The 13,239-nt window shown below is 46.3% G+C and carries 9 protein-coding genes and 1 riboswitch; of the genes, 5 read left to right on the plus strand and 4 right to left on the minus strand.

The features are described 5' to 3' along the window. Nucleotides 1–81 precede the first annotated feature (81 nt). Nucleotides 82–1,683 carry a B12-binding domain-containing radical SAM protein gene (locus NDI48_16145; protein MEP0832706.1) on the plus strand — a complete coding sequence of 534 codons (1,602 nt, stop codon included), beginning with the start codon at nt 82–84 and terminating at the stop codon, nt 1,681–1,683. 143 nt (nt 1,684–1,826) lie between these two features. On the opposite strand, the gene NDI48_16150 is transcribed toward NDI48_16145, so the two are convergent. Both NDI48_16150 and NDI48_16155 read right to left on the minus strand, forming a co-directional pair. Continuing rightward, the gene (locus NDI48_16150; protein ID MEP0832707.1) at nt 1,827–3,125 is read right to left on the minus strand and encodes a tetratricopeptide repeat protein; all 1,299 of its coding nucleotides are present in this window, start codon (nt 3,123–3,125) and stop codon (nt 1,827–1,829) included. Nucleotides 3,126–3,299: 174 nt separating this feature from the next. After that, nucleotides 3,300–3,429, plus strand: a riboswitch (cyclic di-AMP (ydaO/yuaA leader). 11 nt (nt 3,430–3,440) lie between these two features. Further along, nucleotides 3,441–3,767, minus strand: coding sequence for a hypothetical protein (locus tag NDI48_16155; protein ID MEP0832708.1), 327 nt, complete (start codon nt 3,765–3,767; stop codon nt 3,441–3,443). Nucleotides 3,768–4,294: 527 nt separating this feature from the next. Between NDI48_16155 and NDI48_16160 the strand changes: the two genes are divergently transcribed. From NDI48_16160 to NDI48_16170, 3 genes are all read left to right on the plus strand, one after another. Beyond that, nucleotides 4,295–4,537 carry a hypothetical protein gene (locus NDI48_16160; protein ID MEP0832709.1) on the plus strand — a complete coding sequence of 81 codons (243 nt, stop codon included), beginning with the start codon at nt 4,295–4,297 and terminating at the stop codon, nt 4,535–4,537. 252 nt (nt 4,538–4,789) lie between these two features. Continuing rightward, nucleotides 4,790–6,565 (plus strand): glycosyltransferase family 39 protein, encoded by a 1,776-nt coding sequence (locus NDI48_16165; protein ID MEP0832710.1) that lies wholly within the window; start codon nt 4,790–4,792, stop codon nt 6,563–6,565. Between the two features lie 600 nt (nt 6,566–7,165). Further along, complete coding sequence (locus NDI48_16170; GenBank protein MEP0832711.1) at nt 7,166–7,498, plus strand: hypothetical protein; 333 nt, start codon at nt 7,166–7,168, stop codon at nt 7,496–7,498. Nucleotides 7,499–7,713: 215 nt separating this feature from the next. Here the strand turns inward: NDI48_16170 and NDI48_16175 are convergent, their stop codons facing one another. After that, nucleotides 7,714–8,790: a peptidoglycan-binding protein gene (locus NDI48_16175; GenBank protein ID MEP0832712.1), complete on the minus strand. Its 1,077-nt coding sequence runs from the start codon at nt 8,788–8,790 to the stop codon at nt 7,714–7,716. A 518-nt stretch (nt 8,791–9,308) separates the two neighbouring features. On the opposite strand from NDI48_16175, the gene NDI48_16180 reads away from it, so the two are divergent. Beyond that, on the plus strand, nt 9,309–10,535 hold the full coding sequence (locus tag NDI48_16180) for a sulfite exporter TauE/SafE family protein (GenBank protein MEP0832713.1): 1,227 nt from the start codon (nt 9,309–9,311) through the stop codon (nt 10,533–10,535). Between the two features lie 110 nt (nt 10,536–10,645). Here NDI48_16180 and leuS read toward each other — a convergent pair whose 3' ends face one another. Further along, on the minus strand, nt 10,646–13,216 hold the full coding sequence (leuS, locus tag NDI48_16185) for a leucine--tRNA ligase (protein MEP0832714.1): 2,571 nt from the start codon (nt 13,214–13,216) through the stop codon (nt 10,646–10,648). Nucleotides 13,217–13,239 lie beyond the last annotated feature (23 nt).

Here is a 13,239-nt window from a genome sequence, read left to right on the forward strand (position 1 = left end):
TAAACAAACAAGCATCTGCTGTCGAAATACTTGAATTCTTAAAAAATTAATTGCTTAATTCGGTGTGAGGATTGAAATTTAATGCGAGTTTTACTAATTTATCCCCTGTTTCCTAAAAGCTTTTGGTCTTTTGAAAAAACCTTAGCCTTGCTGGGCCGTAAGGCGATGCTTCCTCCCTTGGGTTTGGTGACGGTCGCCGCTATTTTGCCCCAAACTTGGGAATTTAAGCTGGTTGATCGCAATGTTAGCCAGATAACGGATGCCGAGTGGGATTGGGCAGATTTAGTGATTCTCTCTGCCATGATTGTGCAAAAAGAAGATTTCTTAGCGCAAATTCAGGAAGCCAAACGACGAGGGAAAGCGGTTGCTGTTGGTGGTCCTTACCCAACAGCCTTACCCCACGAAGCCGAAGCATCGGGTGCTGACTATTTGATTTTGGATGAAGGGGAAATCACGTTACCCCTATTTGTGGAGGCTATTGAACGAGGCGAGTCCTGCGGTGTCTTCCGATCTGGGGGAGAGAAACCGGATGTTACTAACACTCCGATTCCTCGCTTCGATTTACTCGAATTTGAGGCTTATTCGGAAATGTCTGTTCAGTTTTCGCGAGGCTGTCCGTTTCAGTGCGAATTCTGTGACATTATTGTCCTCTATGGTCGTAAACCTCGGACTAAAACCCCAGCCCAACTTTTGGCAGAATTAGAACGCCTGTATGAGTTAGGTTGGCGACGCAGTATTTTTATGGTGGATGATAACTTCATTGGCAATAAACGCAATGTCAAGTTATTTCTGAAAGAATTAAAACCCTGGATGGTAGAACACGGCTATCCGTTCTCGTTTGCCACCGAGGCATCAGTGGATTTGGCGAAAGACCAAGAACTGATGGATTTGATGGTTCAGTGTAATTTTGGGGCGGTGTTTTTAGGGATTGAGACACCGGATGAAGAGAGTTTAGCCCTCACACAAAAGTACCAAAATACGAGAGACTCTTTAAGTGAGTGCGTACATGCGATTACTCGCTCAGGATTGCGAGTGATGGCTGGGTTTATTATTGGCTTTGATGGAGAGAAATCGGGTGCAGGCGATCGCATTGTCCAATTTGTGGAAAAAACGGCAATTCCCACTGCCTTATTCAGTATGTTGCAAGCCCTACCCGACACCGCTCTCTGGCATCGCTTGAAGAAAGAAGGACGGTTGCGAATCGAATCCGCGAATATCAATCAAACGACATTGATGAACTTTGTGCCAACCCGTCCGTTGGAAGAAATTGCTAGTGAATATATCGATGCCTTTTGGAGATTATACGAGCCAGCGCGTTTTCTCGATCGCACCTACCGCCACTATCGAATTTTAGGAGAAGCTACCTATCCGAAGAAGGAAAAATCGGCTAAGAAAAAGCTGAATTGGGTCGTGATTCGAGCACTACTAACTATCTGCTGGCGGCAGGGAGTTGTTCGCAATACTCGTTGGCAATTCTGGCGCAATTTCATGAATATGTATCGCTACAATCGGGGTGGTTTGAGCAGTTATTTATCCACTTGTGCTCAAATTGAACATTTCCTGGAGTATCGCCAGATTGTTAAGGAACAAATTGAAGCGCAATTAGCAGAATTTATAGCTCAGGAAGCCCAATTCAAGGAATCTTCAGAGGATACCAAAATGCCTGTGCGTCTCAGTGCGTAGGCTATTTATCGTGGGGTGGGCATCCTGCCTGCCCTATTGAGCTAGCGCTCCTAAAAGAATTCATAAGAGACTCTCTTTTTCCCTCCGCGTCTGTCTGTCCTCTGTGGTTAAGAAAAAACTGTTTCACTATTCATTTAAACTCGCTACATCCCCACTAACTGCTTAAAAATCTGATTCTCCCGGATAGCATCAAAGCAAGAATTAGTTTTGGCTTCTTCCCTAAATCGTTCAGGGTTGAAGTCGATTGCTTTTTGCAAAGTTTCAATGGCTATAGATACATTACCTAACAGCGTATAACAGCAAGCCTTATTATACCAAGCATCGGCATAGTTAGGCTGGATTTGAATGGCTTGATCATAGGATGCGATCGCGTCTTCATACCGCTTCCACTTCTCAAGCGTCTTTCCTCTGTAAAACCAAGCTTCATCTAAGTTTTCATCGATTTCAATAGCCTTATCGTAGGAAGCAATGGCTTGGTCGTATCGTTGTAATTCTCCGAGTATCCAGCCTCTGATAAACCAAGCGTGAGCCTCTTCGGGCTGGATTTGAATTACCTTTTCATAGGCAACCACGGCTTCTTCATATCGTTGTAATTGATAGAGTAAGGCAGCTTTTGCATACCAAGCTTCACAGTAGTCGGGTTTGATTTTAATGGCTTGGTTATAGGCCGCGATCGCCTCCTCATAGCGTTGGGATTTTCGGAACTTCTCACCTCGGTTATACCACCCAGGCTCCTTACGTCTAAATAGCCATAAACAACCAACCAGCCCTAAGATTAAAATATTCGATTGTTGCCTAAAAAGGTCATATCCCTGACTTGCCATCTGGGGCGGTACACCCAGAAAATTACTAATAGTATAAGTCCAATTCCAAAACAATTGATTTAAGGGTTGAACATACCAGAGTAAGGCAAAAATAACCCATATTCCATACTGGCTAAATTTGTTGAGCTGAATCTGAGTTTTTCGGGGTAACCACGGCTCAATAATGCCATAACCATCTAGGGAGGGAATGGGCAGTAAATTGAGCAAGATACTCGCAATTTCTAAGAGGATTAGAAATGCCAAACTAGGCCAAATCCAGTGTTGAAGAGATGGTGTAGGCCAACCCAACCCAAAAGGAATTGCCAGTAATATTGTGACAACGATGCTGGCCAAGGGGCCTGCGGCTGAAACGGCACTTTCCCACCAGTGGCTGCGTAAACGACCCCGATTAATATAAACAGCTCCTCCCGGCAGCGCAATTCCACCCATCAAGAGAAAAAGAATCGGCAGGAGGAGGCTATAAACGGGGTGGGTATATTTGAGTGGGTTTAACGTCAAATATCCTTTATCTTTTACTGACGTATCTCCACCCAAATAAGCCACTAGCGCGTGTCCGAACTCATGTATGCAAACCGATAAAATCCAACCGAGACAAACGAACACGGCGACAAGCCACACAGCTTCTTCCTCCTAGGATGAAAAACTAATTGATACCAAGATAGCGGTCTTGCATTGTAATTCACCCAACCTGATAAGTCTGAAGAAATATTACTTTAGCTAGACAAATGCTACACAAGGAAGTAATACTCTTAAAAAGTAAGTGGGTAGCCTAATTTTCTTCAAGGATTGACCTATTCCATAAAGTCTTAACTTGGAGGAGAACGGAGGAACCAATTTTTGGGGCAAATCTCACTCAACGTGAGACAGACACCTTCCAGTCTGAGCCCGTCAGCTAACTCCGTAGGCAATGGAAGGAGCACCATTGACATCAGCTTAAGGTAAGCCGTTGTCCTTGGGGTCTCCTAGCGAATAGTATGACCGCCCAGTCAGTGTCAGCTTTTCGTTTCTTGACCCACCTCGAAAACCGCCACAAGTACATAGAGGAATGGATGATGACTTACAAACAATGGCTTCAGGTTGCCCAAGTGGATCGGAAATATTCTGGATGACTTCAAGCCTTGAAAACGCGATCGCTAGGGGAGAGCCATTGAGCCAAAGAAGAATGAGCAATTCCCATGAATGTCGCGAATAAGCTTTTTGGAGAAGGGTTTGACACGATCGCCAAGGGTTCAGGAAATTCCCAAGGAATTGTCTAGGCATAAGTCCGCCGTCCTGTCTCCTGAATAACACCTAAATTCAGCTATTAAGTTGGACAAATTTCAATTAGCCTGTGCCTAAGAACCCAGTACTCTGAGCAAAAGAAGCAAAATTTCAACTGTGTCTAAGCTTCCTAAGTTCATCCCCACTGTCATCAACAAATTATCGAGTTACAGCAACGAGTATGATCTTAATTGATTGTCTGCTGCTTACACTAACGAGTGGCATTATCTGCATCATATTTCCTCGGCTGATATCAAAGATTATGGGAACGAAAATGAATAGCACTGCACCATTACGAACTGAATTCACTTCGCAACATGAATTTAAAAATTTATCCAATTTCCCTAAGATTAATACGATAAAATATGCTCTTCATCAGTCTTCTTTTGAAATTGAAGGAATTCCTAATATATTGAGCCATAATCACAACTTGAGAAGAAAATACCAAAATAGAAGTAAATTTGTTTAGCGTATCAACTTAACGCTGATGAGAGCCTTTGTTGAACAACTCAAGAGGAAGAGGAAAAATGAAAATCAAAAATCGTAGCTTTTTTAATTACGTAGACTTTTTTACGGCTGACAATTTCCGCTTAATAGGAGAATATGCAGGTAAAAAGCTTTTTTTGATTGGTAGAGCTAAAGGATACGGCGATCCAATTGTTGGCATCTGTCAAACTGACGAGCCAAGTCAGGAAGAATTATCTGCCTATGACCTTTACGATCTAATGAAGTTTAGCCATAATCCTGTCAAACTGACTGAAGCTATTTAGGGCAAGGGTCTAACTTTCTTCGTCTTTTTAGTACAAAAATGTTTTAAGGGCAAGAAAAGAGTAAAAATCTCAACACAGTTTTAGGGGCACGACACTGTCGTGCCCTTACTCTATTAAAGTTCTGAGTGGTAGGGAATCTCTGCACAGGAAGGGTGTAAGATGACGCCGGGATAATTTAATTACTTTTCTGGGAGTCCTTAATGGCAAAGTCGAGCGTCTGGTGTAGAGTGGTTTCGCGAACAGGCTCCGATCATGGATAACAGCAAAAACCTCTCTCTACATTACTGGGCGTTGGCTGGAGTCATGGCTCTAGGAGTAGCCCTGCGATTTTGCAATCTTGATCTTAAACCTCTATGGCTCGATGAGGTGCTGACAGCTTTACTGAGCTTAGGGCATCGTTACAAAGATGTACCTTTAGAGGTGGTGTTCCCTGCTTCAACGTTGCAGGAGTTGTTTACGCTTCAACCCCATCGCAGTTGTTCCGCGATTGCCCAAGCCGTTGCCACCGAATCCACCCATCCTCCCCTGTTTTTTTGCTTAATGCATCAATGGTTAAATGGGATGGAACCTGTCGCCCATACGCTCTCGTGGAAACTCAGGGCGCTTCCTGCTCTCTTGGGGGTGGGTGCGATCGCAGCTACTTATGCTTTCAATCGTATCGTTTTTTCCCCAAGCGCCGGTCTCATCGGAGCCGCTTTCATGGCGGTTTCTCCCTTTGCTGTCTACCTCTCCCAAGAAGCACGTCACTACACACTACCGATGCTGTTGATTATCCTAGCGCTACTGGGATTAATGCACATTCAGCACGCCCTTTACAATCGGCAGCAGTTGCCAAAACCCTTCGTTTGGTTGTTGTGGGGCATCATTAACAGTATCGGTTGCTATGTCCACTACTTTTTTATTCTGGCGTTCATTGCCCAGCTTTTGACGCTAACCGGACTGATGTACTGGCGTCGTCGGCTTTTACCCAAGGGCAGTTGGCTGGCGGTTACGCTGGTAGTCGTCGGTGTGGCAGTGAGTTATTTGCCTTGGCTATCCGTGATGTTAGGGAGTTTTGGGCGTGCTGAAACAGGCTGGCTTCCCAAACCTCAACATATTGCCCCCTTGTATCAAACCGTTTTAGCTTGGCTGAGCATGGCGATCGCACTGCCAGTCGAAAGTCAACCGTTGTGGATTCAAATCCCAGCCGCGTTATTGACCATTGTGTTTGGGGGTTGGGTGGGTTGGCAAGGCTTGCAGGGACTAAAATCACTGTGGCAGCAGCCGGAAACGCACCTGGCAATCTTAACCCTCTCCAGTTTCATCCTGTGTGTGCTGCTGCAATTTGCAGGGATTATTTACCTATTAGGCAAGGATATTACGGTTGCCCCTCGCTATCACTTTGTCTACTACCCAGCCGTATGTGCTTTGCTAGGAGCTAGCTTTAGCTCCAGAAGGTTGAATGTTGAAAGGTTGAGGCTTGTTCTCCGAAGGGGTTCCCAAAGGGTAGGTTCAAATCCGTCTTCTCACCTGCAACCTGCTAATATTCAATCTGCCACCTCAATACAACCGGCAACCGTTTTTTTGTCTCTTTCCTTATTGAGTTGTATTTTTGTCGTTTCTAACTTAGCGTTTCTCAAATCTTTTCATCCTCAGCAGGTAGCGCGGAATATGTCCCTGGATCGGGATGTTCCAATCATGATGGTAGTGGGATACCACAACTTTCAAGATGTTGCTTTGGGATTAAGTTTTGCGTTAGCTATCGACCAATTGCATCGAGATAGTTTGCAGGAAATGGCTAAGGCTTCTTTTGCTTTTTTGCACCCAGAGCCATCTTATGAATCCGTTTGGCAAAAACTGTCTAAGCTGCCCGTGTTATCAGTCCCTCGCTTGAATCTTTGGGTCGTTGCGCCTGGGTTGAGGCGTCGAGAATATCCTCCACAGCTTGCAATTGGGAACCCAACTCGCTGCACAATTGACCTTTCTCAACATTACCGGATAGGGATTCCTTATCAGCTTTATCGTTGTGTTTCAACACCTGATTTGTAGCGATCGCTTACAGCGTCTCTGCTGTTGCTCAATTCCTAGTGCAGACATCTTGTCGGCTTTCAATATAAGGGAATAAGATCAGCTCTAAATTTATATTTTTGTAAAATTCCGAGAATATGGCTCCATTTGCTGCTACTTTTTGGGGAGCAAAAAGCTCTCATTGTTTTATAATTTAGTAGCTTTGTTAAAGAGAATTAGCAGAGTGTTTGGAGCCAAGTAAAATTTTGGTGTAGTAGGATACATATTGCAGATGTATCCAATTGGTTCACAAAATATTCACAAATTGGCCTTATCTTCAAAATTAAAACAGTATCAAGTCAACTCCCCTATCAATGATCCCAACTGACTCGACGAATGTCGTTCCTAGTTGGGGCTTGAGAAGAAAAATCCTCAAGAGTAATCCTTGTATATCCCCCTTAGGAAATAATTTCTAAAAAGGAACCAAGTTCTGAATTAGCATTTGGTATCTACTCCCTCACCTTACTACGTTGCTCGAAGCATCAGCCTCGTAAGGCGCAAGCAGAGGTGGGGATAGGAATTATTACCGAGGGGTTTGAAAACGATTCTGTTGGTAATTGTTGTAAAACCCATTCTAGGAAGATGACGGCAGTAGCCGGAGGAACAGCCATGCTTTGTCATACACAGGAATGCAAGTCTTATGCTGATTTGGCATTTAAGGCTTTAAGAAACAAAAGACAGCCCTTGGTGAAATCTTTAAAGAATTTTCTCAGTACCTTTCCCAAAACTGACCTAATCGGTGATATCCTAACAACGGCCTTACATCAGCTAGCTGAATCTGACCCAGCCGCTTGTCGTTGGACGATCTGGATTTTGCAGAATTCTTCTGATTTGCAACCCTACTTTCCCCTAATAGAGGAATCTCTAGATTTAACAGTTAAAGAATTGGAAGATAAAGGAATGATTCTCACTTAAAATTTTTGAGTGGGGTGTCTGTAGTCTGTCCATACAGCTCCACTCAAAAGTTACGATACCGTTGTTTAATATCGATTTCCTATTACTACAAATATTTTTTCTCCCCCCTTGTTAACCGGAGCGACCGGAGCCGAAGGTGAGGATGAGGAGGGGTGGGGGGATCTGAAAATGTCGCAAGTAAAAGGGAAATGGGTATTATATGTCAAATAACTTATTTAATGTCCATCACTAGACCAATGAGGCCGATCGCTCGCTAACTTAATCACGCCATAGGTAGCACCGACACGCCAAAGTTCCGAATTTTCATAACTAGAGGGGGGAGAACCAATACTCACCATTCGTCCCTTCGCATTCTTAATATTGAGCGTACCTTGCCAAGTTACAAGCCAGTCAATCGCAAGTCCCTGTGTGTGACGAGACTGTAGAGCCGGTGGAAAAGCAATATCATAGGCATCCACCATCTGCTGAGCCGCCTGAAGCGATATGGCGTTGGTGTAATGCACCCAACTAATATCTACACCAGTCCGAGAGGGGACATTCTGGGGAGCAATTTCCTTTCTAATAATTTTGGAGGCATAGTGCATCAAGTATGCCCGTTCGGGTGGTCGAAGCGTATTAGCAATTTCAATGCTTGCCCCGGCTGCCCGCAAGGCTTTCTCAAAAGCTTGTACCTTTTGGCGAAACGGTGAAGCCAAATCATCGATGGAGGTGCTCGCCAAAAAATACTTAACCCAGTGGGCACCACTGAGACGTTGGCGTTGCCGTCTGGCATATTCGGTGAGTGTATCTAAGGCTGGCTCGAAGTCAGCACCTAGTTTGAGTTTGGTCGAGGCAGAGAGCTTTTGCGCTAGTGTTGGTCGAAAGCTGACATCTAGCTTTTTGTAAGCTTCCGCTAATCCTCTAGCACTGTTGAGTCCAAAGTCACCATCACTCCCTAAGGGCGGGGTGAGTTGGGCGATGGCATTCAAACTCTGCTGTAAGTCTTTGACTTGCGCCTCCCCAAAGTTGAGACACTCCAGCAGCATGGCAGCCGTGAGGTTTGGCACATAAAAAATGAACCCCTGCGTAAGAGCTTTCGTATAGGTGCCAGCGCCCACAACCCCATCCGCCAGCAACCCATTTTTTTCCTGATAGGCACGAGAGGCAACATCTGTGCTGTTGCCAAAATTAGCATCAATCGCCCCAATCGGAAATCCAGCCTCCCGTAAAAATCTCTGCCAAGCCGCTACAGCAACTCCTGTAGAGCCTTTTTTAATTACAGATAACTTCAGAGGACGAGGATTAAAAGCCATAGATCAAACCCATTAGATTGAATGCCGCCAAGGACTACAGCCAAAACAGGGTAGCAAGCTGTTTGCCGACCTCAAGCGCAGGTGGTCAGCCGATGCTGATCGTAATCTATCATTCGTTTTGAGTCACCCTTCCTTGAGCTGATGACTGGATAGCTTTTAGTTATAGCTATCGCCATAAAGTTTAGGACTTTCTTTAACAGCTCTTGTGACCACTTACCAGTAATAAACATAAAAATAAAAGCCTTCTCGTATGAGCTCCGGTGCCTTCTGCCTTCTGCCTTCTGTCCTCACTAAAGCTCCGGTTTGCCTTCTGCTATAAAACTGAGTTGCAAACATTCAGACGCTATGGCAATTTTGGCAGCGATTTAGTTCCTTTTCCCATGAAGTTTTACAGCGTGTCTTTTGACAGGAGCGATCGCACTCCTTAAAATCTGGAAGGAAATTAAGTACATTTCCCTAGACAAGCCATTGAAACTGTCGTAACTGTTTAGGCGCTCTCTGGGTGAATACCAAGGAATATGCTACTAGACCTAGACTTTTTTCTGCTCATGACCCTGGGATTCCTAGGGAGTTTTGGTCACTGTGTGGGGATGTGTGGCCCCATCACCGTGGCTTTTTCCCTGTCTCAGCAGCGAGAGAACCAGAAAGGATTACTCCTAGGGTTTCACATTTTGCTGAATTTGGGACGGGTCGTGAGCTATACCTTGGTAGGTGCTGGGATTGGGGGGTTAGGTTCTCTATTGCTGGCTAGCGGACAATTAGCAGGAATTGGGAGTAGCTTACGTCAGTGGATGGCAATTATCACTGGCTTGATGCTGATTTGGTTTGGCTTGGTACAAATTAAACCCGACTTTCTCCCGCGCCTACCTTTGTTGCACCCACTCACTCAGGGCAAATGGCATCAGCGGCTGAGTGCAGCCATGAGTGAACTATCTGCCCAACCCCACTGGTGGACACCGGCTCTTTTGGGCGGTGTTTGGGGTTTGATGCCCTGTGGTTTTTTGTATACCGCTCAAATTAGAGCAGCACAGACCGGTGATCTCTGGCTGGGTGCCGCGACAATGGTGGCTTTTGGATTGGGAACGATGCCCATGATGATGGGAGTGGGGGTGTCGGCGTCTAAACTCAGTGCGGATAAACGCAGTCAACTCTTTCGCTTGGGAGGCTGGGTGACACTCACCATTGGGATCTTAACGCTGCTGCGAACGGATGCCATGGTCGATTATACAGGGCACGCCTCGCTCATCCTGCTGATGTTAGCGCTGATTGCCCGTCCGATTCATCGCTTCTGGGCGCAACCATTGCGTTATCGTCGTGCGATTGGGGTAGGGGCTTATGTGTTGGCTTTAGCCCATACCGGTCACATGTTGGAGCATACGTTGCAGTGGAATTTTGAGGCAATTTCCTTCATGCTGCCGATGCATCAGATGGGGATTTGGGCGGGAATTGTGGCACTGGTATTGATAACACCCGCCGCGCTGACGAGTTTTGACCGCCTTCAGAAGGCTTTGGGAACACGCTGGCGACACATTCACTTGTTATCGATTCCCGCTTTAGTGCTCGCGGCTATTCATACGGTACTCATTGGTTCCCATTACCTCGGTGACTTTGAGGGAACATGGGAGAATAAAGTGATGGTTGCGATCGCATCTTTTTTGGTCATCGCTGTTTTGCTGATACGCTTACCTCAATTCTGGTCACTGGTATCTCTACAGAAGTTCTATCTCCCACCTAACCTCAAGTAAGCCACTGAGCAAAATTTGGGTTACTGTCACTGCCACCCGACTTTAATCAGAATGGCAATGACTTAACCCGCTTCATGTTGGCACAACAGAGGGCGCTAACTTAGCTGGTTTCAACCCACAACAAAATTCACCAACTTCCCAGGCACAACAATCACCTTCTTAATTTCCTTGCCCTCAAGGTAACGCTGGGCAACCTCCGACTCACGCGCATATTGTTCCAACGCTTGTTTATCCGCTTGCGATGGCACTTGAACTGTTCCGCGAGTTTTGCCCATAATTTGAATCACCAATGTAATCTCATCAGCAACCAAAGCATCTGGGTCATAGTTAGGCCAAGTATCCGTATGAACTGACTCATTATGACCCGTCTGACGCCACAACTCCTCAGCAATATGAGGGGCAAAGGGTGCCAACATCAGTATTAAGGTTTCAATTCCTTCAACATATACAGGTGAATCTTTGCAATTAGCATCCGTCAACGCATTACTCAGTTTCATCAACTCTGAAACCGCTGTGTTGAATTGGTACTCATCCCCTAAATCTTCAGTGACAGCTTTAATGGCTGTGTGAATAGCCCGTCTCAAGTCCTTTTCAGCTTTCGTCAAGCCACCCTCTGTAGGAGTGTTAGGCTTTGCGCCCTTCACGGCTACAAAATCCGTCACCAAACGCCAGACGCGATTGAGGAAGCGGAATTGCCCTTCCACATCCGCTTCATCCCATTCCAAATCTTTTTCCGGTGGTGCCTTAAACAGGATGAACATCCGCGCTGTATCTGCGCCGTACTTGTTAATCACAGCCTCCGGTGCGACGCCATTATACTTAGACTTGGACATGGTTTTGTAGGAAACTTCCAGCTTTTCCCCGGTTTCGGGGTCTTTCGGGTCGTTGGGGTCTACCTGTGCCGAAGGAATCCACTTGCCGGTGGTGGGGTTCATGTAGGTTAACCCCTGCACCATGCCTTGAGTTAGCAGGCGTTGGAATGGTTCATCGAAGTTGAGCAAGCCGCGATCGCGCAATACTTTGGTAAAGAACCGCGAGTACAATAAGTGCAAAATCGCGTGTTCAATTCCCCCTACATATTGATCAACTGGCATCCAGTCATTCGTTTTGTTGCGGTCAAATACTTGATTGTCATTCTTGGCATCCGTAAAGCGCAAGAAATACCACGAGGAATCGATAAACGTATCCATCGTGTCCGTCTCCCGCTTCGCGGCTGTGCCACAAGTCGGACAAGGCACATCTGCCCATCCTTCAACTTGTGCTAAGGACGAAACACGCCCCCCCTTGAATTCCACATCTTCGGGCAACTTCACAGGCAATTCGGCTTCCGGCACCGGCACTATCCCACATTTCGGGCAGTGTATCACTGGAATCGGGGCACCCCAATACCGTTGCCGGGAGATTAACCAATCCCGCAAACGATACTGGATTCGGGCTTTCCCCCATCCTTGTTGTTCGGCATACTCAATTACTGCCTGCTTTCCTGCCGTGGAAGCCATGCCATCGAAAGAACCGGAATTAACCATCACTCCAGGTTCCGTGTAAGCTGCTTGTGGCACAGGTGTCTCGCCAGTGTTCTCCCCCGGCGGCACAATCACTACTTTGATGGGCAACTTCTGTTCTGTAGCAAATTGAAAATCTCTGGTATCGTGAGCAGGAACACCCATCACCGCACCCGTGCCATACTCATACAGCACGTAGTCGGCAATCCAAATGGGAATTTCTTCCCCAGTAAACGGATTGATGGCTTTGCCCCCTGTTGGAATCCCGCGTTTCGGCTTATCCTCCGCTGTGCGTTCCAGTTCACTTTCTTCAGAAACTTCTTGGATAAAGGCGTCAACTGCCGCTTTCCGGTCTTGGGTTGTCACTTTCGGCGTCAAGGGATGTTCTGGCGCTAACACAACATAAGTTACGCCATAAACCGTATCCGGGCGCGTCGTAAACACGCCGATTTTTTCATCCAATCCGATGATGGGAAATTCTAAATAGGCACCAACCGATTTACCAATCCAGTTGGCCTGCATCAGTTTCACCCGTTCCGGCCAACCCGTCAACTTGTCGAGGTCGTTGAGCAATTCCTCGGCATAGTCGGTAATTTTAAAGAACCATTGCCGCAACAATTTGCGTTCGACTTTGGCACCGGAACGCCAAGAACGTCCTTCACTATCAACTTGCTCGTTGGCAAGTACAGTCTGATCGATAGGGTCCCAGTTTACCGCGGCTTCTTTCTGATAAGCCAATCCCGCCTGGAGAAATTGCAAGAAAATCCACTGCGTCCACTTGTAATAATCCGGGAAACAAGTCGCGAGTTCGCAATTCCAATCGTAGGATAGTCCTAATCGCTTTAACTCAGACTGCATCTGAGCGATGTTTTGATACGTCCACTTGGCAGGATGAACCCCCCGTTGGATTGCCGCATTCTCCGCCGGTAAACCAAAGGCATCCCAACCCATCGGGTGCAGTACCCGATAGCCTTGCATCCGGTGAGTTCTGGCAATCACATCCGTAATCGTATAATTACGAACATGACCCATGTGCAGGTTACCCGATGGATAGGGAAACATCGACAGGGCGTAGAATTTCGGCTTATCGCTCTCTGTCGGGGTCTGGTCAATACCTTGTTCAGACCAAATCTTTTGCCAATGTGCCTCTATCTCGGCGGGGTTGTAACGGGACTCCACAACACTTGCTCCTACGGGACTCG

The organism is Microcoleus sp. AS-A8 (assembly GCA_039962225.1).
Taxonomy (GTDB): domain Bacteria; phylum Cyanobacteriota; class Cyanobacteriia; order Cyanobacteriales; family Coleofasciculaceae; genus Allocoleopsis.